Source organism: Amycolatopsis sp. NPDC034160 (genome assembly GCF_055575355.1).
In genome coordinates this window covers 397,854-418,715 of record NZ_JBVISU010000003.1, presented here as the reverse complement: position 1 = coordinate 418,715, position 20,862 = coordinate 397,854, and the positions used below count along the sequence as shown (strand labels likewise).

Here is a 20,862-nt window from a genome sequence, read left to right as displayed (position 1 = left end):
TTGAGCTGCCGATCCCTCCACTCGGAACGTTTTCGTCATCATGGAAGTAACTACGGGCCAGCCGTTGGCTGAGGCGCTCCGGCTCCATAAGTGCACTGTGGGTTCAGCTGTGGCGTGCGGAGCGAAGGCGGTGGTGCCGACGCAGGCCGTCAAGCTAGTTAGTGCAACCGCGGTGACGAACCCACGTCTGCTGAACGTGTTCTTGGTCGGTGATTGGCTGTCCATGATTTGCCCTTCTTGTAGCAACGGCTAGCTGCGGCTTGATCTCATGGCTCAGGAGTTTTCAGCCAGCTTCAAGATTAGCTGTGCGTATCCTTCGATGAAAGAATCGAGTTCACTCGCTGGCAGTGCCGATGGGGTCAGCGTGTCCCAGCCGCCCGTGCTGACCATCGCGCCACGACGAAGAGAAAAGAGCACAGGATCTGTGACGAAGTGGTCGCACAGCATCGATCGGCTCGTGTCGCGAACACTCGTACTTGTCCCGCCGTAGCGCTGTTGGAAAAGCCGTGAGAACCGGGTACGGAGGCCGCCTCCGTCGAGGTACGCACGGATGGCGTGGTCGATGCGCGCGCCTTCGCGAACGGCCGTGCCAATCAAATAGCCGTCTGTGTCCTCGATGAGGTCGTTGAATGAGAAGGATGAAGTGACCTCGGTCTTGGCCAATCGCGCTAAGCAGTACTCATAGCCGGATGCATATTGTCCGGAGTTATCTTGCCACTCCCCGTAAAATGTGGTTAGGTCTCCGCCCCAACCTCCGAAATCTCCTCTGTTAGTCGAGGTTTCGGCGCCGGCCTGGGCCCATCCTGAACCTCCTGCGGCAGACTCGATCCACACGCCAACGACCTTGTTGCCCGAGGTGCAGCCTACGTCGAGTGTCAAAGTACGGTCGGTTGCGAGTGGCAACGAGATGGCTAGCCAAAACCACGCCATCACAAGTATGGCTAGCAAGGTGTATGACGACCAGAAGTCAAGATTTGCCCATGGTCGGTGTAGTGGCGGTTCTCCGGATAAATTGGTGCGGCTCATCGATAGATCTCACGTACGGTGTCATCGAGGAAGAATTCCCAGTTCTGGCTGGCGTACCTGATGAGCTCAGTACTAGGTGATCCGTTTGCGACACAGCCGGGGTCAAATTCCAATAGGCGCAATCGCATATCCTCCATGCCCTTTTTTACTGTATCAGCTTTTACTTTGGCGGTGTGAGCAATAGTCTTGTGCTGGTGCTGTCCAAGTGCCAGCGCTCTCCACACTGCGAGCTTGGCGCTGGACGAAAGAACAGTATCTTTGATTGATTTCGCAAACCGAGGAGGCAAATACATTTTGAGAACAGGGTGGATGAACACCTCGTCGGCAAGTGCTGCGCCGACTGCACGCGGTAGATCCGCGACCGCGTCCTTTGAGCACAGTACCCGGCAATTAAGGACCTCGTATGCAAAGATCATGTGAAGGCGTCGGTTAGCTTCGCCGCCAGTCCAGAGAACAGGCCGCGTCGACAGTCTTGCCGTTTTTAGGGAGTTAAGGACTGCTAAACCGCTGACGTGAAGTCGTTCGTCATCAAGGTCGACCTCGTTCCGCCTTCGCCGTGCCTCGAAATGGTTCGTGTATTCCTGGAAGAGCATGTCGACGACGACGGCATGATAGGGCTGCGCGTCACTGTCCGCGGCGGTCAACTGTGAGATTGCTTCCAGGGGGTCGGAGCATACGGTGACCTGGCACGACATTGCGCTGATGAGCGCTTGTGCGGCCATGTCGGCTGAAACCCCCTGGTCTTCAACGATCATGATTCGAGAGGCTGCGGTAGCAGGAGGGTGCGCTGTCATCGCCTGACCCGCAGCGGGAGTGTGAGCTTGATGGCTGTGCCGTCGTCCGCAGGACTCACCAGGGCTAGGTCGCCTCCTAGATCGCGGGCTGCGGTACGGAGCCGTTGCATACTAGTGCCAGGGAGATCAAATTTTGACTGCTTTAAGCCGGGTCCGTTGTCGCGCACAATTAGCTCCATCTCCTCGCCTTTGAGATCAAAATCTATGTGAACCTCTCCGCCGCCGTGTTCTGCAACATTTGCGAGCAGGTCAACGAGTGCACGCTCTAGGACCATCGCGATCTCGTTCGGGAGTGTGAGTGCCCCCAGTGAGGGGAGGTCTATGACTTTCAAGCGGTTTCCAAAGAGGCGAATTGCGTTCTTGAAAATGTCGACCACTTCAATCTGATTTTCTTCCAGAAGCAGCTGTCGTCGGCGATGGTATGTAATCTCACGCAATCGCTGCGCCACCAAGGTTAAGTCTTGCCCTGCGGCGATCGCGCGGCTCGCTTGCTCGACGTAGGAGTGGAAGTCGCCGAGAGCGGTCTCATAGCTCCGGATCAACGCTTCTGACTGGGCGCGTGCGGCGATTCTGCACAATCTTGCAATTCCTTTGCCGACTAGGTACCAAACGACCGCCCATAGCGTGTATTGAAATAGGCTTTGAATATTTTTAACGGTGAAGTTCCAGTGGCGCATCATTCCAATGATGTAGATTGGATGTGATACGACCGCCACTATTAGGCTTACCTCTATTAGGCGTCGTTGGTGCAGTTTGCGAAATTCTCCCCAAGGGTAGAACGCAAGTAGTGCTAAAGGAATCAGGACCAGATTTCCAGCTTGTATGCCATTTCCATAATTTCCAAAGTCTCCGGGGACGAGCAGGTGTGCGATCAGCAGCTGCATGACGAACATCATGGCGATCCACGCTGCAGTCCACGCGTGTCCCCGAGTCAGTGGTCCGCGATAGCGGAGCACCGTGACCGACAACGCCAAATGGCCGACCGTCAACGATAGGACAATCGTCCAGGCTCCGGGCCGGTAGTGATCATTAATAAGGCTCATGCCTAGGTTGGCGGCCTGAAGTAACAATGCGGCCGCCTCTAGAGGACGAATGAGCTCGGAGGTGGTGCGTGCGCGTAGCTCGTTGCTGGTCAAGATCATGTTGAGCGTGCTCCCTAGGCGCAGATCGCGCGGCGAGTATCTGCAGACGCGACTTGATCAACGGTCGTACGTTCGACGGCTCGCAGTCAAGGGGACATTCGTGTATTCCGGTGACCCAATGGCCTAATTAGGCTGCGATGTCTGACCGATACCTCAGAAAGGAGAACAGTGATGTGGCGTAGACGGATCGCGTTGGCGACTGTGTCAATGGCGGCTTGGATGGGGGTGGCGATGGGTGCGGCGATGCCGGCTAGTGCGGCATCTTGTATTGGTGCATCGTGCTTTGGGATTAACCCGCAGGCTACGGATTGTGTCAATGGTGCCCAGACGTTGCTGGGACGTGACTACTCGGTTGGCGGCCGCGTCTCGTTTCGGATCAACTTGCGCTACTCACCAACCTGTCAATCCGGCTGGATGCAACTGGTGGTCTATCCAGGCTCCGGGGGCTCCTCGTTCCAGGGATCGGCATGGAACCCTGGTGGTGCCAGCGTGGGATTCGCAGGACACCAGGCGCCCAGTACCTGGACAGCCATGATAAACGCGACCCCGGGTCGCAACGTCTGTGGCGGCACGCACCTGCTGATCGATGGCGCCCACCGAGGCTGGTACGACCCCGGTTGTGCATCGCGCTGAAAGCTCGATCTCGAATATCAATGAAAGGGCTTAGCCATGAAGACATCGCTACATGCACTGATCATGCTCTCGTTGCTTGTGTTCGGAATTAGCTTGACACCCTCGCCTGGCGTTGCGGTCGCCTCGCCGATGAGCGTCGGTTGCTACGGCGACTACTGTTCCGGTCAGGATCCGATATCCACTAACTGCGCTGCGGATGCGTACACGGTCGTGTCCGCCGGGGTGTACGGGACCGGAGGAACGCAGTACGTCGAGACCCGTTGGTCACCGGCCTGCAAAACCAACTGGGCGCGCACGAACATCATCACTGGCAACGTTAAGTCCGTTCAGCAGAACGGATATACGCAGGGTTACAGCTCGAACAACGGGACGTTCGCCTGGTCGAAGATGATCTACTCGCCGTCACTTTGCGTGAAAGGCGTTATTTGGAAATCATGGGGGGTTACTGAGACCTGGTGCGTCTGAAAACCCGCTGCGCGGCGAGAATGCCAGTGCAGAACGGCGGTACGGCGACGGCCGGGCCACCTGCATCGCGATGCTGACCGACCGGATTATGCATCCGCTATCAGGGCATCGTGGGCGACCTTCTGCAAGTCGAGGTGAGCCATGCGCGCGATGATCCGCAGTGGCGGCCGGTACATCCCGAGGTGTGGCGACGACCCATGGTGCGTACCGAGAGGTTGATCCGTCGGCAACCAGCGCGGTGGCGATTCGGCGAGGGGGCATAGGAGGGGTGATGCGGGCGGCATCACCCCTCCTTGGGTAACCACGGAGCCCGCCAGGCCGTGTCGGGACGGCCAGAGGGGCTGCGATCATCGTGTTTTCGTGGTCATGCGCTACGAGACGCCGGGTCGTCAATACGGGGTTTGTCCATCAGCATCCTAAGCAGTGTGCGGGACCGCAGGACCATGTTGCTGGCCGCGGCGCTTTGCGTGCTTGAGTCGCCGCCCTACTCGGAGATCCTGACGATCGGATGCTTGTCATGACCAGTCCAGGCGAGGCGAGGGGTGATCGTCCACGGGAATGGCAACCGACTGTCGCGCTTGTCCGGAATCCATCCTGAGCTTCCGATGAGTAGTGCAGCCGGTCGTGTTCGCAAGATGTCGAGTGCCGGCGGCGACACCGAAGAGGGTGCAGCACACGCCCGCCGGGTATCCAGCACTGCTCACCAGCGACGGGCGCGCGGAAACACAGCGTGCGCACGATTATCGGATGCTAGGGTGCATCGGTCGTTACGGCGGACAATTCTGCGGATCAGTCTCGAAGGGACGTGATCGCCGCCCACGTGAGGGCGGCCAACGCGGCCTGGACGAGGTTTGAGTGGCCCCCTGGACGGAGAATCCAATGGGCGTGATCACCTCGCTGCATTCGAGGTTGTATTGACCCCCTCGCTCGGATGAGTATCGCAGTCGGCCCTTCGACACTTCATCGCCGATGGTGCTGTCTAGGCCCGCCATGCCGTACGTGCCGACTGCGCCGTAGCGGGGGAAGCGCGGGCGCAGGCGGTTGTCCCTGGACACAGCGGCTGCTGCGCGCGGTAGTCAGTTCCCCTGTGCGTACCCATTTCACCCACACTTTCTCGTGGGCGGTCTGGACGAAGTCTTCCGCGAGCTGAAGCTCGGTACCGTCCTTGTGGACGTGACGGAGCAGCGTCGACGTGGTTCTCTCGGTGAACTTCTCCAGCGCCTCCTCGGTGGAGGCCGGGCTGCACATCGAGTGGTCCGTTCTCGTGGACACACTTGTCGACGGCGAGGCGCGGTCCCCTTGGGGGGCGGGATGATCGCGACCGTCCGTCTGGTTGTCCGGTAGTACCGGAGGCGTGAACTTCGGTTCCTTCACGCCGTAGCCGACTCGCTTTAAGGGGAGACCGAGCAGGAGATCCGCTGGATGCGGATCCAGTCGCACACCACCACGGTTTGCCCCTCGGCGATGCCACTGGCCCACGCCACAAGGCACCCATATGGCCGTATGCGGAGGTGTTGAGCATCTTCCAGGCGGCAGGAGGCATTCTATCTCGACGATCTGTTCATGTTGCTGGACTATTACACCCTGCCCGGCGGCGACATCGACGAGCTCAAGGACATCTTCGCCGAGCAACAGCTCGGAACAAAGGTCGTCCGAAACGTTCCCGCTACGTTGAAGGTCATGACCGACGATCTGCAGCCCGCGGCCGCCCCTAGCCCGCCGCCGAGTCCGACATCGGCGCCTGTGCGGCGATTGCCGGAGTTGACCAGGAAGACGATGTGGACCACCGCGGCCGTGATCGCCGTGCTGACCGCGGCGGCGGTGGTGGCGTTGTGGTGGCCGGCCACCGCCGGGCTCACCGGCCCCGACCTGGTCAAAGCCCGCCTCGACGCACTCAAGACCGGGCTGAGCATCGGCGTCGGCAGCGGAGGAGTGGTCGCCCTCTACCTCGCCTGGCGGCGGCAGCACTCCACCGAAGCCGACCTCGACAACCGTGAACGCGCCGTCGCCCAGCAAGAGCGCGCCGCCGACGACGTCCGCGCCGACGCCACCGAACGCCGGATCACCGATCTCTACACCAAAGCCGTCGAACTGCTCGGCTCGGACAAGGCCCCCGTCCGGCTCGGCGGCCTCTACGCCCTCGAACGACTCGCCCAGGACAACGAGACCCAGCGGCAGACCATCGTCAACGTCCTATGCGCCTACCTCCGCATGCCCTACCGGCTCCCCGAATCATTGCCCGCCGACGCCGAGCAACACCAGACGTTCGCCCAGGAACGCGAGGTTCGACTTACCGCTCAACGCCTGCTGAGCGATCACCTGCGCCCGAACCGCGGTACCGCCTACTGGGGGCCACGTGAACTCGACCTCAGCGGCGCCAGACTCATCAACGTCGACCTGGCCGGCGCGCAGGTCGGAACCAGCACCTTTCAACGCGCCATCTTCAACAGCGACACCGCATTCGACGGCGCGACCTTCATCGGCGACGTGTCATTCGACGATTCGACCTTCGTCGGTGACATCGCAGCAGGCAAAGCCACCTTCCTTGGCGCCGCAACATTCAACAATACGACATTTACTGGAAAGGCCTGGTTCGCTGCGGCGAATTTCGCCAGCTCCGTCACCTTCAACGCAGCGGCCTTCATGAGCACCGCTTGGTTCAGCAGAACGTCTTTCACCGGCAAGGCCTGGTACTCCGGAACAACCTTCAGTTGTGGGGTCATATTCGAAGCGGCGACTTTTACCAGCGACGCCGTGTTCCATAAGGCGACCTTCGACCGCGACGCCAGATTCGACCATACCGTCTTCGACGGCATCGTCATGTTCGACGATGCGACGTTCTCCGGGATCACCGTGTTCGACGCGGCGAGCTTCGCCGGCATGACGTCATTCAGCGAGACCACGGTGAGCGGCAAGCCATTTGACCCCACGGCCGACACCAGCGATAAACCGGAAACCTGAATCGCCAAGGCGAACCGGCGTGCCACCGAGACGAGCGATCAGTGGAAACGATCAGCGGAAGATGTTGCCGAAGGTGCCGGTGTTGACGACTATCGCCACGTCGAGCATGGCGTCGATCCCCGTCTCATCACTGCGGCCGACAAGTTCGATGACCGGAGGCCGTCGATGTTCTCCATGACCGAACAAGCCACTGAGGCGATCAACCAGCTCACCTCGGCCCAGAACGTCCATTCCGAAGGCGGTTTGCGCCTGACCCTCGACGGCCTCCCCGCCGACGGTGCCGAGTTGACGGTCGAGGTCGCCGCGCACCCCATGGCCGGAGATCGCGTCATCACCACCGCGAGTACCCAGGTGTTCCTCGCCCGCGAGACCCGGGCTCATCTCGCCGACAAGGTCCTCGACGTCCGCAAGGACATCGACGGCCACTACACATTCCTGATCACCACCCCCAACTAGCGCCAGATTCGAACTGTCCGGCCGGCGTCGGAACCGGTGCCAAGGTCAAGCCCGAAGACGAGAGGTTCATCGTGACCGCTCAACGGCACGTCGAGCTGCTGAGCATGCTCGACGCCGAGAGCGATGATCCGGCCGTGCTGCTGCGACGAGTGTGTGAACTGTGCGTCGAGGTGTGCGCGGTGTCCGGCGCCGCGATAGTCGTCCACACCGACGGCGGCACCGCGCAGGCCGTCGCCTGCGCGACCGATCCGGTCATCCTTATCGTCGACGAGCTGCAGCGCACCGTCGGCGAAGGCCCCAGGACGGCGGCGCACACCCTGGGTGGCCCGGTGCTGGTCGCCGACCTGGCGACCGCGGGTACCCGCTGGCCCGCCTTCACCCCCGCGGCGCAGGCCTCCGGTGTGGCGGCGGTGTTCTCGTTCCCGCTGCATGTCGGCGCGATCCGGATAGGCACGCTCGACCTCTACCGCGGCAGCGAGGGTTCCCTCGGCCGGGCAGAACTGAGGGGCGTCCGTCGGGTTGGGGTCGAACGTCACCGAGCGACGGTGAAGATCATCCGCAAGAACGCGCGCGACAGCTCGGGCTCGTCTCGGGCGCGGATCAGACCACAATGGATAGTGAAGAAGTGGAAGAAATGCGTCCACATAGCACAAAACCCCACGTCGTCGGAACCGAAAACGTGGGGCTTGAGAGTGCGCCATCAGGGACTCGAACCCCGAACCCGCTGGTTAAGAGCCAGCTGCTCTGCCAATTGAGCTAATGGCGCCTGCTTGTTCCCGCCGCTTTGGTGTTCCCCTCGGCGACGTGGAAAACATTAACACAGGGTTGCTGACCCCCGTTTCAGGGGGGTCCCCTAGTGACGGGCCAGGACGTATTCGGCCATCCGGCCGCGGGCGTTGCGGCCGGTCAGGCAGACTATAGCCAGACGTTGGGGTTGGTACCACGCGAAACGGGCGGTGTGCATGAGGGTCTGGGGAGCGACGGGGCGGTCGCGGGTGTGGGTGGTGGCTGTGGTGGCCGGGGTCACACTCGCCGCGTGCAGCAGTACACCGTCGAGTGAATCGCCGTCACCGGGTGGTACTCCCGGTGGCACGCAACAGAGCAGTGCGGCCGCTCCGGCCCCGAAGCCCGCCGTGATGACGCTGACCCCGGCGCAGGGCGCGGCGAACGTGGCGCCCGGTGAGCCGGTCACGGTCGCCGTCGCCGACGGCAAGGTGGGCGAGGTCAAACTCGCCGGTGCCGACGGCAAGGTTGTCGCGGGCAAGCCGAAGGAGGACGGTTCGGGCTGGGAGTCGGCGGAACCGCTCGGCTTCGGCAAGACCTACACCGTCACCGCGGCCGCGACCGGAACCGACGGCAAGCCGGTCACCGCGACCTCGACGTTCTCCACGGCCAAGCCGGGCCGTCAGATCGGTGTCTCGATCAACCTCGTCGAGGGTGAGACGGTCGGCGTCGGTCTCCCGCTGATCTTCACCTTCACCGGCAACGTGCCGGACAAGGCGGCGACCGAGAAGATGCTGAAGATCGTCACCGAGCCGCAGGCCGAGGGCGCGTTCCACTGGTTCGGCGAGAAGACCGTGATGTGGCGGCCCAAGGAGTACTTCAAGGCGGGCACGAAGATCTCGGTCAACGCGGCGATCTACGGCAAGAACCTCGGCAACAACACCTTCGGCCGTGAGGACAAGCCGGCCAAGGTGGTCGTCGGCGACAAACTGGTCGCGACCGCCGACGGCGGCACGCACCAGATGAAGGTCGTGGTCAACGACCAAGAGGTCAGGCAGATGCCGATTTCGATGGGCAAGCCGTCGAGCAGCACGCCGGCCGGGACCTACACCGTGATGAGCGAGCACACCGGGTACACGATGGACTCGAGCACCTACGGCGTCCCGACGGACAGCAAGGCCGGCTACCGGACGTTCGTGAAGTACGCGGTGCGGATGTCGAACAGCGGCATCTTCTACCACTCGGCGCCGTGGTCGGTCGGTTCGCAGGGCAAGCGGAACGTGAGCCACGGTTGCATCAACCTGTCGACCGAGAACGCGCAGTGGCTGATGGAAACTTCGAAGAAGGGCGACATCATCACGGTCGCCAACTCGGGTCCGCAGGTACTGGAGCCGACCGACGGCTGGTCGGTGTGGCAGATGTCGTGGGACGACTGGAAGACCGGCGGCGACCGGAACTGACCTGATGTCATGAGGGGTCCCCATAGGACGAATTTCGTCCTATGGGGACCCCTCATGACGTTCCGGGCGGGTAGCTCGATACCCGGGGCTCGCATCGCCACGGTGACTTCGTGACGCAGATCGTGGTTTTGCCAGTGCGCGCTAGGTCCGGCGAAAAGGTCGTGCAGGCCAGGCCAGCACGATCGCCCCTCGCAGCACCGAACGGATGGGGGCCCGGCCCCGAGAAAAGGCGAAACCCCAGCTTGGTGGAGGGCCCGCCGGGGCCCGACCAAACTGGGGTGATGGGGTGAGCGACGGGTTTCGAACCCGCGACCTCCTGGACCACAACCAGGTGCTCTACCAGCTGAGCTACGCCCACCATCGCCGGGCTCGGGAAGCTTCCCCATCACCTCGGCCGCACTATATTAGCGTGCCCGTTTCAGGGGCTCGCAACGGGTTAGGGTTCGTGGCGTTCCTGCACTTCAGCGGCCGCGGCCTTGGCCTGTTCGGTGGTCGGGCCGGGCTGCGGGACGAAGGCGACGCGGCGGTAGTAGTCGAGTTCGCCGATGGATTCCTTGATGTCGGCGAGCGCGCGGTGCGCGAGGCCCTTTTCGGGCTTGGCGTAGTAGATCCGCGGGTACCAGCGCCGGACGAGTTCCTTGATGGACGAGACGTCGACCATGCGGTAGTGCAGGTGCCCGTCGAGATCGGGCATGTCGCGGGTGATGAAGCCGCGGTCGGTGCCGATGGAGTTGCCGGCGAGCGGCGCGACGTTGGCCTCGGGCACGTACTCGCGGATGTACTCGAGGACGCGCTGCTCGGCCTCTTCCAGGGTGACGGTGGAGCGCCGGACCTCTTCGGTGAGGCCGGAGCGGGCGTGCATCTCCCGGACGATCTCCGGCATGCCGTCGAGGGTTTCGTCGTCGGTGTGGATGACGATGTCGACGCCTTCGCCGAGGACGTTGAGTTCGGCATCGGTCACTAACGCGGCTATTTCGATCAACGCGTCCTTGCCGAGGTCGAGCCCCGTCATCTCGCAGTCGATCCAGACTAGGCGGTCGTTCACCCCGGAACCCTAACCCGACCCGGGGATTCAGGGTGCGCGACGTGCGGGTCGAGCGCGTTACTGGCAGCGTGTGCATCCTCAAGTGAGCCATCTCACAGATCGGGGAGCGACAGTGGCCGAACAGGGTCCAGCCCAGGAGATCGCGCAGGGTTACGTGAGCGAGGGCGCCGCGGTCGAGCTCGGCGCCGTCGTGATCGACGGCAAGGCCGACGCCGGGGCGGCGGTCCGGCTGCCGCTGGCGACGCTGAACCGGCACGGGCTGGTCGCGGGCGCGACCGGTACCGGCAAGACGAAGACCTTGCAGCTGATCGCCGAACAGCTGTCGGCAGCCGGGGTCCCGGTGGTGCTGGCGGATGTGAAGGGCGACCTTTCGGGTCTCGCCGCGCAGGGCGAGAGCAACGACAAGATCGCCAACCGCGCGGAAGAACTGGGTGACCAGTGGGAGCCGGCCGCTTTCCCTGTGCAGTTCCTGTCGCTGGGCACGGGTGGCAAGGGCTCGCCGATCCGGGCGACGATCACGAGTTTCGGCCCGATCCTGCTGTCGAAGGTGCTGGGGCTCAACGAAACCCAGGAGTCGACGCTCGGCCTGATCTTCCACTGGGCCGATCAGCGCGGCCTCGCTCTGCTGGACACCAAGGACCTTCGTTCGGTCATCACGCACCTGACCGGTGATGAGGGCAAGGAGGACCTCAAGGGCATCGGTGGCGTCTCGGCGGCGACGGCCGGGGTGATCCTGCGGGCACTGTCCAATCTGGAGGCTCAGGGCGGCGAGGACTTCTTCGGCGAGCCCGAGCTGGACGTCCACGATCTGATGCGCCAGGTCGACGGCAAGGCGATGGTGACCTTGCTGGAACTGGACAACCTCCAGTCGAAGCCCGCGCTGTTCTCGACGTTCCTGATGTGGCTGCTGGCCGAGTTGTTCGAGGAGCTGCCCGAGGAAGGCGATCTCGACAAGCCGAAGCTGGTGTTCTTCTTCGACGAAGCGCATCTGCTCTTCAACGACGCGTCGAAGGCCTTCCTGGAGCGCATCGAGCAGACCGTGAAGCTGATCCGGTCGAAGGGTGTCGGGGTGTTCTTCTGCACGCAGCTTCCGACGGACATCCCGAACAACGTCCTGTCGCAACTGGGCGCGCGGGTCCAGCACGCGTTGCGCGCGTTCACCCCCGAGGACCAGGCGGCGCTCACGAAGACGGTGAAGACGTACCCGAAGACGAAGCACTACGAACTGGACTCGGCGCTGACGTCGCTCGGTATCGGCGAAGCGATCGTCACCGTGCTGTCCGAGCGAGGAGCGCCGACACCGGTCGCGTGGACGCGTCTGCGCGCGCCCCGTTCGAAGATGGGCTCCATTGGTGCCGAAGCGATCTCCGCGGCGACGACGTCGTCAGACCTGCACGCGAAGTACTCCGAGACGATCGATCGCGAGTCGGCTTACGAGAAGCTCGCCGCGAAGGTGGCCGTGCCGCCCGCGGGCGAGGTCCCGCCGCCTGCCCCCGAAGCGCCCGCGCCGAAACCTGAGAAGGAAGGGCCAGGGGTGGTCGAGCAGGCCATGAAGAACCCGGCGGTGAAGTCGTTCCTCCGCTCGGCGGCGAGCGCGCTCGGCCGGGAGATCACGCGCGGCTTGTTCGGGAACCGGAGGCGCTGAGGAATACCTGACGTGTTCTGTCAGGTATCTCCGGCAAGATCGACGCCATGAACAACACCGCGACAGCCTCGTTCACTGTGGACGGCTGGGATCCGCAAACCACCGAAAAGGCCGAGGGCACCGAGTTCTCCCGCGTCTTGCTCGGCAAGACCTTCACCGGCGGTGTCGAGGGCACCAGCACCGTGGAGATGCTCACGGCGGTGAACGAGACGTCGTCCGCGTACGTCGCCTTCGAGCGCCTGGCCGTGTCCGTCGACGGGCGTAAGGGCGGCTTCGTCCTGCATCACTCGGCGGGGGAGAACGGCCATCACCTGTTCGTCTTGCCCGGCTCCGGTCACGGTGAACTGTCCGGCATCACCGGCACCGCCACGATCACCAAGGACGACGAAGGCGACCACACCTTCACCCTGACCTACGAACTCTGAACGCGCGTGAAGGACTCCTTCCCTCGGCTCAGCCGAGGGAAGGAGTCCTTCACGCGCTCACCAGCTGGGCCGCCCCCTGACGCGGTCCAGACGGCCGGGTCAGCCGACGATCTGCTCGACGATCTTCTTCGCGTCGTTGACGGGAATCGCGAAACCGATGCCGATGCTGCCGGTCGAGGTCGGGTTGTACAGCGCCGAGTTGATGCCGATGACGTTCCCCTGCGCGTCCACCAGCGCCCCGCCCGAGTTGCCCTGGTTGATCGGGGCGTCGGTCTGGATCGCGGTGTAGCTCGGCCCGGCTTCGTTCGTGGTCCGGCTGTACGGCGAGCGGCGTTCCTGGCCGCCGCTCAACTCGTCGAGTTTGCGGTTCAGCGCGCTCACGATCCCGGTGGTCACGGTGTTCTGCAAGCCGCCGGGCGAACCGATCGCGACGACCTGCTGGCCGACGGCGAGCTTGCTCGAATCGCCCAGCGACGCGGCCGTGAGCCCGCTCGCGTCCTTCGCCTGCAGGACGGCGATGTCGGCCTTGGTGTCCGCGCCGACCACGCTCGCCTTGTACTGCTTGCCGTCCGACAGCGTGACGGTGACGTCGCCCTCGGCGTCGGCCACCACGTGGGCGTTCGTGAGGATGCGCCCGTCCGAAGTCAGGATGACGCCGGAACCGACGGCCTCACCCCGCGCGGTGGTCACGTTCACCTGGACGACGCTCGGCGTCACCTTCGCGGCGACCGCGCTGACGTCACCCGACGTGGTGTTCCCGACCAGCTGCCCGGTGGCGACCGCGGACGAACCCGTGCCGGACGCCGACGACGTCGAGTCGAGACCGACGAGCGCCGCGCCGCCGACTCCGCCGATCAGTGCGGCGGCGAGCGCCGTCGCACTGACGAGGACGGCGACCCTGCCACCCTTCTTGCGAGGCGCCGGAGCCGGGGGAGGCTGCGGAGTGAAGAGCGGATTCGGCGCGGCCTGCCAAGGGGTGTGGTCGTGCTGCTGGTGGTGGTGCGGCGGCTGGTGCCCACCGGTGGAGGCGGGTCCGGGCCGACTCTCGTTCTCGGTCATGGCACCAGATTCGCGCCCGTACTTGTGAACCGCCTGTGGAAAACCCCTGGGCTTTCCTGAGAAGAATCCCCTGAGAAAGCTCAGAATCCTCTCAGTCGAAGAACGCCGGTACGTCCAACGCTCCGCCCGACGCCTCGAACTCCTCGTGCACCGCCGTGCGGAGTTTCGCGTCGGCGAGATAGTCGACGGCGGTCAGTGCCAGGCCCAGCGCGCCGTCGACGACCGCCCGATCGCCGTCCGGCGAACCGGCCGCGGCCGCGAACTCCTTGGTGTGCAAGGCGGTCGTCGGTCCGGCGATGGCGATCATCGGATGGATCGCCGGCATCCGGTAGGAGAGGTTGCCGAGGTCGGTCGAGCCGGTGAGGAAGTCGGGCACGATCCCCGGCGGCAGCGGTTTGCGGCCCGCGCCGACCTGGTGCACCGACCAGCGCCCGGCGAGCGTGGTGTTGAACCGGATCGGGAGATAAGCGGGCTGGCCGTCCCAGTGCAGTTCCACGCCGCAGCCGGTCATCTCCGCCGCGCCGCGCGCGATCGCCGAGATCCGTTCGGCGAGGTCGCGCAGCGTGTCCGGCTGCGAGGACCGTAGGTAGAACAGCAGTGCCGCGCGTTCGGGGACGACGTTCGGCCGCGCGCCACCGTCGGTGAAGACGCCGTGGACGCGGTCACTGGAGGGAAGATGCTGCCGAAGCGCCGCGACACCCTGGTACGCGGCGACGGCGGCGTCGAGCGCGTTGCGTCCCATGAACGGCTGAGCCGAGGCGTGCGCGCCGACGCCGTGGAACACCATCTCCAGCTGACGCCTGCCGAGGAACGGGTGCATGGCGATGTCGTGGCTGAAGGGGTGCAGCATGAGCACGGCGTCGACGTCGTCGAAGACGCCCGCGCGGGCCAGGGTTTCCTTGCCACCGCCGCCTTCTTCCGCCGGGGTGCCGATCAGGGAGACACGGCCGCCCAGCCGTTCGGCGACCGCCGCCGCGCCGAGGAACCCGCCGGCGCCCGCGGTACAGATGATGTTGTGCCCGCAGCCGTGGCCCAGGCCGGGAAGCGCGTCGTATTCGGAGAGGACCGCGATATGCGGGCCGCTTCCGGGCGTGCTCGCGACCAGGGCGGTGTCCAGCCCGCCCGCGCCGATCGTCACCTCGTGGCCGTGGCGGCGCAGCAGCTCTCCGAGCGCGCGGACCGAGCGGTGCTCGGCGAATCCCTCTTCGGGGTGAGCGTGCAGGTCTTGGCTCAGTGCCACCAATTCCGTCGTCAGCGCGCGGATCTCGGCGGTGACGGCGTCCCGCGTGGCGGAATCCGCCCCGTCATGTGGCGAGCCGAGGGGTTCGGCCGCGGCGACGGCGTCCGCGGTCGCTTCGACCAGCGAACGGAGATAGCTGTCGTCGGGCGGAATCGGCGAAGCGTGCTCAGAGCGGATCATGGCCGGATGTTAACCGGTAGCACACCCGTGACGATTTGCGTGACACCGGAGAACCGCTCCTCCACATCGTCGAATCCGCGCCGGAACAGTTTCCCGGAGATCTCGCCGCGGTCGAACATCCGTTGTCCGCTCAACCTGCCGAGGAAGGTGTCCGCCAGCCGCATCGGCTGGTCGCAGTGCCGGGCGCTGGTGAGCAACACCAGTGAGCCGCCGGGTTTCAGCACGCGGGCGAAGGAGTCCAGCGCGGCGTCCGGATCGGCGAACATGTGCAGCGCGGCGAAGCAGCAGACGGCGTCCACAGTGGAATCGGCGAGCGGCAGGTCGACCGCGTCGGCGCGCAGATAGGCCACCGAAGCCGGATTGGGCTCGGCAAGTGCCTTTTCCAGCATGGTGACCGAACCGTCCAGTCCGATCGACAGCCCGTCCGGGCCGACGGCTTCGCCGAACGCGCGGGTGAACCGCCCGGTGCCGCAGGCGACGTCCAGCGCGATCCGCCCGGGATGCAGGTTGAGCGCTTCGAGCGCGATCCGGACCTCGTCCGCCATGCTCGGGCCGCTCAGTCCTTTCGCGACCCTGCCCAGCACCGGACGCCAGTACCGCTCGTAGATCATCGGCACGGCGGAGGTGCGCATCAGCCGTTGCGCGAGACCGGTCGGCGGCCCCGCCTGCGGGATTTCACCCAGCAGATCGAGAAAACCTTCCCTTGCTTCGGTGGGCGTGGTGCCCGGCCGCAGCAGGCCCACGAGACGTTCGCGATGGTCCGGCATGGCTGCTCCCTTCACGGTCCCCACCCGAGAATCTGCCATGACCGGCCCGTTCGCGACATTCGCGGCGCCGCGGCCCGAAACTGTCGGTGGCCGTCTCTAACGTCGGAGGGAGTCGCCGTTCCCCAGCCGAAGGAGCCCGAAAATGACCGGCTCGATCCTGCAGCACACCGCCACGACCACGCTTCGCATCCCGGTGCGCGGCCCGTTCGACCTCGACAAGTCCATCCGGTTCCTGACCGATTTCCCGCCGGCGTGCCGCACCGACGACGCCGCCGAACCCGGCATCTTGCGCCTCGCCTTCCCCGCCGAAGCGGGCTGGGAGCACGTCGGTGCGGCCGTCAGACAGAGATCGCCCGGCTCGATCGAGGTGGAGGTCTTCGCCGAAGAAGGGCTCGCCGTCGACGTCGGTGCCCAAGTGCGGCGGATTCTTTCGGTGGACATCGACGGTGTCGGTTTCGCGAAGGTCGGCAGCGCGGACCCTGTGGTGCGCCGCCTTCAGCAGACGTTCCCCGGGTTTCGGCCCGTCCTGTTCCACTCGCCGTACGAAGCGGCCTGCTGGGCGATCTTGAGCCACCGGGCCCGGATGTCGCAGGCCGCCGTGGTGAAACGGCGGCTCGCCGAGGAATTCGGCAGGCCGGTGGATGTCGGCGGCGAGATCCTCATGTCGTTCCCGGCGCCGGACGTGCTGGCCGGGCCGGAGGCCGGGCGCGGCCTGCCGGACGTGAAGGCCGAGCGGCTGCGCGCGGTGGCCAACGCCGCCAAGGACGGTCTGCTCGACGCCGCGTATCTGCGCGCCATGCCGGTACCGGACGCGTTGCGCTGGCTGCAGCGGTTGCCGGGGATCGGTCCGTTCTCGGCGCAGCTGATCCTGATCCGGGGAGCCGGGCATCCGGACGTCTTCCCCCGTGACGAGCCCCGGCTGCAGGAAGCCATGCGGACCGCGTACGACCTGCCGCTGGCCCCACCCGAAGAGCTGGAGGAACTCTCCACGGCGTGGCGGCCGTTCCGCAGCTGGGTCGCCTTCGCGCTGCGCAACGACCGGGAGTTTCGCACGCGCGGGATCGGGGGTTCGATGACCGCCTGACACGGGACATATCCGGCTTGTGGTGAGCTGGTGCGGTGAGCTCGTCTCCCGCCGAAACGGTTTCCGACATCGCCCAGTCCACCCCGCCCGGCACGATCACCCTGGTCACCGGTGGTCTCGCACTGCTCGTGGTGCTCTCCGGCAGGCCTTGGCGGATCGCCCGCAATGTGATCACGCTCGTCCACGAGGCAGGCCACGCGCTGGCGGCCGTCCTGGTCGGCCGACGGCTGCAGGGCATCAAATTGCATTCGGACACCTCCGGCGTCACCGTCTCTCGTGGCAAGCCCGAAGGGCCGGGAATGGCGTTCACCGCGCTGGCCGGGTACCCGGCGGCCGCGGTGCTCGGACTGGTGTTCGCCGGGCTGCTGTCGTCGGATCTGATCGCCGTCGTGCTGATCGTGATGGCCCTGATGCTGCTGGGTGTGCTGGTGATGGTGCGCAACACCTACGGCGTGTTCGCGGTGGTCAGCAGCTCGGTGGTGCTCGGCCTGGTCGCGCTCGCGGCGCCGTCGTGGTTCCAGGCGATCTTCGTCTACCTGCTGACCTGGTTCCTGCTGTTCGGTGGCGTCCGGCCCGTGTTCGAGCTGCAGATCAAGCGGCGCCGGGGTGCGGCGAGGGATTCGGACGCCGATCAGCTCGGCAGGCTCACCGGCATGCCCGCGGTGCTGTGGGTGCTGGTGATGGCCGTGCTGACGGTGAGCTGTCTCTTCGCGGGCGGGTTGTGGCTGCTGGAGCCGACCGTCGCCTGACCGGGGCGGTACGGCAGACTGGTGGCTCGTTCCGCGCGGAAGGAGTCACCAGATGGACGAGGTCGCCAAGGCCGTCGAGGAATGCGCTCGATCGGCGAAACGGGCCGCGCCGTCACTGGCCGCCGCGTCCGCGGACGCGATCGACGCCGCGCTGAACGCCATGGCGGACAAGCTGGTCGAGCACGCCGACGCGGTGCTGGAGGCGAATCAGGCCGACATCGCCAAGGCGCGCGAGGACGGCATGAGCGCCGGGCTCCTCGACCGGCTCACCATCACGCCCGAGCGGCTGACCGGCATGGCCGAGCAGCTCCGTCTCCTGGCCGGTGCGCCGCACCAGGAGCGGTCCGTCGATGTGTCCACTTTGGACGGCGGACTGAAGCTGGTCGAACGGCGCCGCCCGGTCGGCGTGATCGGCGCGAACTACGAGGCGCGCCCGAACGTCACCGTCGATGTCGCTTCGCAGCTGGTGAAGTCCCGTAACGGCGGCGTGCTCCGCACGGGTTCCGCCGCGCTCGGCTCGGCCCAGCGCCTGCGCGAGACCGTGATCGCCCCGGCGCTCGCCGACGCGGGTATCGACCCGGACGTCATCCAGCTGGTACCGCGCGCCGAACGCGAAGCGGCTTCCGCGCTGGTGCGTTTCCCCGCGCTCGTGCCGCTGGTGATCCTGCGGGGCAGTGGTGACAGCACCCGGGCGCTGGCCACGGAGGCGGCCGTCCACGGCGTCCGCACGCTCGCCCACGCCGACGGTGGCGGCGTGCTGTACATCGATGAAGCGGCCGACACCGACAAGGTGCGCGACCTGGTTTTCAACAGCCTCGACCGGCTCGGCGTCTGCAACCGCCTGAACCTGCTGCTGATCCACGAGGGCGCCCACGACCGCGTCTGGCCCGGCGTTTCCGGTGCGCTGGCCGAGCGTGGCGTCACGCCGTCGCTCGCCCCGCACGAGCACGCCATCGGCTACGAATGGGCACTCGACTCCGACCGCGAAGCGACCGTCACCGTCGCGAAGGTCGCCAGCCTGCCCGAAGCGGTCGAGATCGCCAACGAGCAGACCTCGGGCCTGGCCGCCGGCATCGCCACCGAAAGCAACGAAGCCGCCGACGCGTTCTTCGACGCCTACACCGGCACCGGCGTCTTCTGGAACGCCCCGACTCGGCTGCTCGACGGCTTCAAGCTCCTGGCCGTCCCCGAGACCGGCATCAACCTGGACAAGGTCCCCGGCCCGCGCGGTCCGGTCACCTACACCGACCTCTACGTGCGCCAATACGCCGTCCTGCCAGCCTGACCGCGAGCGACCCGCCAGGCGATAGCAAAGGTCCCTTGCTCCCTCGCCGGGCCAACGGGGTCAGCGCCGACGGCGTCGCTTCGGCCGCGGCCGTGGCGGCAACGAGTCCGCGGTAGCGTCCTCGTCCGGAGCAGGGTTCGAGGCGTCCGGAGCCGGGGCGATTCCCGGTGCCAGCCCGAGCATCTCCGCGGCGAGCTGCTGCGAGGACGCGAACATGCCCGAAGGCCGTTCCCGCGCCCGTCGCAGCGAAGAAGGCCGCAGCCGGTTGTAGCCCCGCACCGAAACCGGCCGTCGGGCACGCACCTCGTAGGTGTCGAAGACGGCCAGTTCGGTGGCGAGTTCCTTGTCCACCAGGATGGTGCCTGGCCGCGCGGTCGAGGTGAGGCGGGCGGCGATGTTCACGACCGAGCCGTAGACGTCGCCGAACCGGCTGAGGATCCGGCCGGAGGCCATGCCTGCCCGTACGCCGGGCAAGGTCTCGTCGGCGTCGGCGCGTTCGGACAGCGTCAGGACGATCTCGGCGCCGTCGACGGCGGAATCGGCGACGAACAGCACCTCGTCACCGATCATCTTCACGATCCGCCCGTGGTGTTCGGCGACGACCTCGGTGGCGAGGGATTCGAACCGGTCGAGGACGGCGCTCAGCTCGTCTTCGTCGATCTGCCTGGTCAGCCGGGTGTAGCCGACCATGTCGACGAACCCGACGACCTCGGTCCTGGCACCGAGATCCTCGTCCGTGGCCGCGAACGCGCGTCCGGCGTACGCCGCGAGATGCCGCCGCCAGACGAAGTTCTGCACCTGTTCCAGCTCGGGCAGGAGCCGGTCGACGAGCCGCGCGATCTGCCGTTCGCTGGTGCCGACGTCCTTGTTCTCGGTGATCATCGTCCACAGCATGTGGACCTGCCATTCCGCGAGCCGCGAAAGGTGCTGGCCCAGTGCGCGCGTCACCGCCAGTTCGATGCTCGGATCGATCAGGCCCGAGTGCATCAGCTGATCGGCCGTGCGGATCGCTTCGATGTCGGCGTCGGTGAAAACGACCTCGTCGTCATCGACGGTCGCGAAGCCCAGCGCACGCCAAAGCCGCCGAGAACGCTCTTCGGGAACGCCCGCCTTCTCGGCGACTTCGAGCCGGGTGTACTTGCGTCTGCCGCCGAGCAGGATCCGTTCGAGACGCTGCTGAAGCGCGTCGGGCGCGGGCTCGCCGGTATCGGCCATTAGGTGGTGTGGACGATGAGCACGTCCACGCCCGATTTCCGGGCGACTTCGGACGGCACTGAGCCCAGGATGCGGCCCGCGAGTGTGTTCAGCCCGCGGTTGCCGACCACCAGCAGGTCCGCCGAGCGTTCCGCGACGACCTTGCGCAGCGAGTCGACCGGGTCGCCGACGACGGCCGCGGTCTCGATGCTCTTCGCGCCGGCCTTGGCCGCGCGGTCGCGAGCGGAGAGCAGGGTGTCTTCGGCGGGTGCCGAGCCGACGACCTGGTACGCCTCGTCGCCGAGGACGTCCTGCGCTTTCTCCACGGCACCCTTGCCGGCGGGGTAGTAGGCGCACACGATGACCAGGGTCGCTCCGGAGTCCCCGGCGACCCCCGCGGCCTTGTCGACCGCGGCGAACGAGGAATCCGATCCGTCCGTGCCCACGACCACGGTCCGATATGCAGCCATCCGCAACCTCCACCGATCTGTCTGCCGCACCAGCGTGCGAGCAGCGACGATAACCGCTC

20 protein-coding genes, 2 tRNA genes and 1 pseudogene are annotated in these 20,862 nt (G+C 65.6%); 11 read left to right on the top strand and 12 right to left on the bottom strand.

Annotated elements, in window-relative coordinates; translation table 11 throughout:
• Positions 1–273 precede the first annotated feature (273 nt).
• Genes ACZ54P_RS10500 through ACZ54P_RS10490 form a run of 3 tightly spaced genes read right to left on the bottom strand, consistent with a single transcriptional unit; the run spans position 274 to position 2,962 of the window.
• Complete coding sequence (locus ACZ54P_RS10500; RefSeq protein ID WP_465461241.1) at positions 274–1,026, bottom strand: hypothetical protein; 753 nt, start codon at positions 1,024–1,026, stop codon at positions 274–276.
• Positions 1,023–1,781, bottom strand: a complete 759-nt coding sequence (locus ACZ54P_RS10495) for a response regulator (protein ID WP_465461240.1) — start codon at positions 1,779–1,781, stop codon at positions 1,023–1,025. The genes ACZ54P_RS10500 and ACZ54P_RS10495 overlap by 4 nt, the downstream gene beginning before the upstream one ends.
• Before the next feature lie 35 nt (positions 1,782–1,816).
• Entirely contained in the window at positions 1,817–2,962 is a 1,146-nt protein-coding gene (locus tag ACZ54P_RS10490) for an ATP-binding protein (RefSeq protein WP_465461239.1), read from the bottom strand.
• 171 nt (positions 2,963–3,133) lie between these two features.
• Between ACZ54P_RS10490 and ACZ54P_RS10485 the strand changes: the two genes are divergently transcribed.
• The 3 genes from ACZ54P_RS10485 to ACZ54P_RS10475 all read left to right on the top strand — a co-directional run bounded on the left by ACZ54P_RS10485 (position 3,134) and on the right by ACZ54P_RS10475 (position 7,021).
• Positions 3,134–3,595, top strand: coding sequence for a DUF2690 domain-containing protein (locus ACZ54P_RS10485; protein ID WP_465461238.1), 462 nt, complete (start codon positions 3,134–3,136; stop codon positions 3,593–3,595).
• 36 nt (positions 3,596–3,631) lie between these two features.
• Positions 3,632–4,060: a DUF2690 domain-containing protein gene (locus ACZ54P_RS10480; protein WP_465461237.1), complete on the top strand. Its 429-nt coding sequence runs from the start codon at positions 3,632–3,634 to the stop codon at positions 4,058–4,060.
• A gap of 1,563 nt (positions 4,061–5,623) precedes the next feature.
• Entirely contained in the window at positions 5,624–7,021 is a 1,398-nt protein-coding gene (locus ACZ54P_RS10475) for a pentapeptide repeat-containing protein (RefSeq protein ID WP_465461236.1), read from the top strand.
• A 51-nt stretch (positions 7,022–7,072) separates the two neighbouring features.
• Here the strand turns inward: ACZ54P_RS10475 and ACZ54P_RS10470 are convergent, their stop codons facing one another.
• Complete coding sequence (locus ACZ54P_RS10470) at positions 7,073–7,207, bottom strand: hypothetical protein (protein ID WP_465461235.1); 135 nt, start codon at positions 7,205–7,207, stop codon at positions 7,073–7,075.
• Here ACZ54P_RS10470 and ACZ54P_RS10465 point away from each other — a divergent pair.
• Both ACZ54P_RS10465 and ACZ54P_RS10460 read left to right on the top strand, forming a co-directional pair.
• The gene (locus ACZ54P_RS10465) at positions 7,196–7,477 is read left to right on the top strand and encodes an iron-sulfur cluster biosynthesis protein (RefSeq protein ID WP_465461234.1); all 282 of its coding nucleotides are present in this window, start codon (positions 7,196–7,198) and stop codon (positions 7,475–7,477) included. The genes ACZ54P_RS10470 and ACZ54P_RS10465 overlap by 12 nt on opposite strands.
• A 104-nt stretch (positions 7,478–7,581) precedes the next feature.
• A pseudogene (locus tag ACZ54P_RS10460) lies at positions 7,582–7,926 on the top strand (GAF domain-containing protein); the annotation flags it as partial.
• Between the two features lie 244 nt (positions 7,927–8,170).
• Here ACZ54P_RS10460 and ACZ54P_RS10455 read toward each other — a convergent pair.
• Positions 8,171–8,243 (bottom strand) — tRNA-Lys (locus ACZ54P_RS10455).
• A gap of 196 nt (positions 8,244–8,439) precedes the next feature.
• Between ACZ54P_RS10455 and ACZ54P_RS10450 the strand changes: the two genes are divergently transcribed.
• On the top strand, positions 8,440–9,660 hold the full coding sequence (locus tag ACZ54P_RS10450) for a L,D-transpeptidase (RefSeq protein ID WP_465461233.1): 1,221 nt from the start codon (positions 8,440–8,442) through the stop codon (positions 9,658–9,660).
• Positions 9,661–9,942: 282 nt separating this feature from the next.
• On the opposite strand, the gene ACZ54P_RS10445 is transcribed toward ACZ54P_RS10450, so the two are convergent.
• Positions 9,943–10,018 (bottom strand) — tRNA-His (locus ACZ54P_RS10445).
• 78 nt (positions 10,019–10,096) lie between these two features.
• On the bottom strand, positions 10,097–10,705 hold the full coding sequence (gene orn, locus ACZ54P_RS10440; protein ID WP_465461232.1) for an oligoribonuclease: 609 nt from the start codon (positions 10,703–10,705) through the stop codon (positions 10,097–10,099).
• Between the two features lie 112 nt (positions 10,706–10,817).
• On the opposite strand from orn, the gene ACZ54P_RS10435 reads away from it, so the two are divergent.
• Together ACZ54P_RS10435 and ACZ54P_RS10430 are read left to right on the top strand one after the other, a co-directional pair.
• On the top strand, positions 10,818–12,350 hold the full coding sequence (locus ACZ54P_RS10435) for a helicase HerA-like domain-containing protein (protein ID WP_465461231.1): 1,533 nt from the start codon (positions 10,818–10,820) through the stop codon (positions 12,348–12,350).
• Between the two features lie 47 nt (positions 12,351–12,397).
• Positions 12,398–12,775 carry a DUF3224 domain-containing protein gene (locus ACZ54P_RS10430; protein WP_465461230.1) on the top strand — a complete coding sequence of 126 codons (378 nt, stop codon included), beginning with the start codon at positions 12,398–12,400 and terminating at the stop codon, positions 12,773–12,775.
• 99 nt (positions 12,776–12,874) lie between these two features.
• On the opposite strand, the gene ACZ54P_RS10425 is transcribed toward ACZ54P_RS10430, so the two are convergent.
• The 3 genes from ACZ54P_RS10425 to ACZ54P_RS10415 form a co-directional block, all read right to left on the bottom strand.
• On the bottom strand, positions 12,875–13,834 hold the full coding sequence (locus ACZ54P_RS10425) for a S1C family serine protease (RefSeq protein ID WP_465461229.1): 960 nt from the start codon (positions 13,832–13,834) through the stop codon (positions 12,875–12,877).
• Positions 13,835–13,925: 91 nt separating this feature from the next.
• Entirely contained in the window at positions 13,926–15,254 is a 1,329-nt protein-coding gene (locus ACZ54P_RS10420; protein ID WP_465461228.1) for a M20 family metallopeptidase, read from the bottom strand.
• Positions 15,251–16,021 carry a class I SAM-dependent methyltransferase gene (locus tag ACZ54P_RS10415; RefSeq protein WP_465461227.1) on the bottom strand — a complete coding sequence of 257 codons (771 nt, stop codon included), beginning with the start codon at positions 16,019–16,021 and terminating at the stop codon, positions 15,251–15,253. Before ACZ54P_RS10415 ends, ACZ54P_RS10420 begins: the two co-directional genes overlap by 4 nt.
• Positions 16,022–16,163: 142 nt before the next feature.
• Between ACZ54P_RS10415 and ACZ54P_RS10410 the strand changes: the two genes are divergently transcribed.
• From ACZ54P_RS10410 to ACZ54P_RS10400, 3 genes are read left to right on the top strand one after another with little or no spacing between them, the layout of a single operon-like run.
• Positions 16,164–17,105 (top strand): DNA-3-methyladenine glycosylase family protein, encoded by a 942-nt coding sequence (locus ACZ54P_RS10410; RefSeq protein WP_465461226.1) that lies wholly within the window; start codon positions 16,164–16,166, stop codon positions 17,103–17,105.
• Positions 17,106–17,140: 35 nt separating this feature from the next.
• Entirely contained in the window at positions 17,141–17,854 is a 714-nt protein-coding gene (locus ACZ54P_RS10405; protein WP_465461225.1) for a M50 family metallopeptidase, read from the top strand.
• A 52-nt stretch (positions 17,855–17,906) separates the two neighbouring features.
• On the top strand, positions 17,907–19,139 hold the full coding sequence (locus tag ACZ54P_RS10400) for an aldehyde dehydrogenase family protein (RefSeq protein ID WP_465461224.1): 1,233 nt from the start codon (positions 17,907–17,909) through the stop codon (positions 19,137–19,139).
• A 60-nt stretch (positions 19,140–19,199) separates the two neighbouring features.
• Here the strand turns inward: ACZ54P_RS10400 and ACZ54P_RS10395 are convergent, their stop codons facing one another.
• Positions 19,200–20,354 (bottom strand): adenylate/guanylate cyclase domain-containing protein, encoded by a 1,155-nt coding sequence (locus ACZ54P_RS10395; RefSeq protein ID WP_465461223.1) that lies wholly within the window; start codon positions 20,352–20,354, stop codon positions 19,200–19,202.
• Entirely contained in the window at positions 20,354–20,803 is a 450-nt protein-coding gene (locus tag ACZ54P_RS10390) for a universal stress protein (RefSeq protein WP_465461222.1), read from the bottom strand. The genes ACZ54P_RS10395 and ACZ54P_RS10390 overlap by 1 nt, the downstream gene beginning before the upstream one ends.
• Positions 20,804–20,862 lie beyond the last annotated feature (59 nt).

Bases quoted from the DNA above. Each gene is read 5' to 3' on its own strand.
- ACZ54P_RS10500 (WP_465461241.1), bottom strand. From the start codon at position 1,026: ATGAGCCGCACCAATTTATCCGGAGAACCGCCACTACACCGACCATGG.
- ACZ54P_RS10495 (WP_465461240.1), bottom strand. From the start codon at position 1,781: ATGATCGTTGAAGACCAGGGGGTTTCAGCCGACATGGCCGCACAAGCG.
- ACZ54P_RS10490 (WP_465461239.1), bottom strand. From the start codon at position 2,962: ATGATCTTGACCAGCAACGAGCTACGCGCACGCACCACCTCCGAGCTC.
- ACZ54P_RS10485 (WP_465461238.1), top strand. From the start codon at position 3,134: ATGTGGCGTAGACGGATCGCGTTGGCGACTGTGTCAATGGCGGCTTGG.
- ACZ54P_RS10480 (WP_465461237.1), top strand. From the start codon at position 3,632: ATGAAGACATCGCTACATGCACTGATCATGCTCTCGTTGCTTGTGTTC.
- ACZ54P_RS10475 (WP_465461236.1), top strand. From the start codon at position 5,624: ATGTTGCTGGACTATTACACCCTGCCCGGCGGCGACATCGACGAGCTC.
- ACZ54P_RS10465 (WP_465461234.1), top strand. From the start codon at position 7,196: ATGACCGAACAAGCCACTGAGGCGATCAACCAGCTCACCTCGGCCCAG.
- ACZ54P_RS10450 (WP_465461233.1), top strand. From the start codon at position 8,440: ATGAGGGTCTGGGGAGCGACGGGGCGGTCGCGGGTGTGGGTGGTGGCT.
- ACZ54P_RS10430 (WP_465461230.1), top strand. From the start codon at position 12,398: ATGAACAACACCGCGACAGCCTCGTTCACTGTGGACGGCTGGGATCCG.
- ACZ54P_RS10425 (WP_465461229.1), bottom strand. From the start codon at position 13,834: ATGACCGAGAACGAGAGTCGGCCCGGACCCGCCTCCACCGGTGGGCAC.
- ACZ54P_RS10420 (WP_465461228.1), bottom strand. From the start codon at position 15,254: ATGATCCGCTCTGAGCACGCTTCGCCGATTCCGCCCGACGACAGCTAT.
- ACZ54P_RS10415 (WP_465461227.1), bottom strand. From the start codon at position 16,021: ATGCCGGACCATCGCGAACGTCTCGTGGGCCTGCTGCGGCCGGGCACC.
- ACZ54P_RS10410 (WP_465461226.1), top strand. From the start codon at position 16,164: ATGACCGGCTCGATCCTGCAGCACACCGCCACGACCACGCTTCGCATC.
- ACZ54P_RS10400 (WP_465461224.1), top strand. From the start codon at position 17,907: ATGGACGAGGTCGCCAAGGCCGTCGAGGAATGCGCTCGATCGGCGAAA.
- ACZ54P_RS10395 (WP_465461223.1), bottom strand. From the start codon at position 20,354: ATGGCCGATACCGGCGAGCCCGCGCCCGACGCGCTTCAGCAGCGTCTC.
- ACZ54P_RS10390 (WP_465461222.1), bottom strand. From the start codon at position 20,803: ATGGCTGCATATCGGACCGTGGTCGTGGGCACGGACGGATCGGATTCC.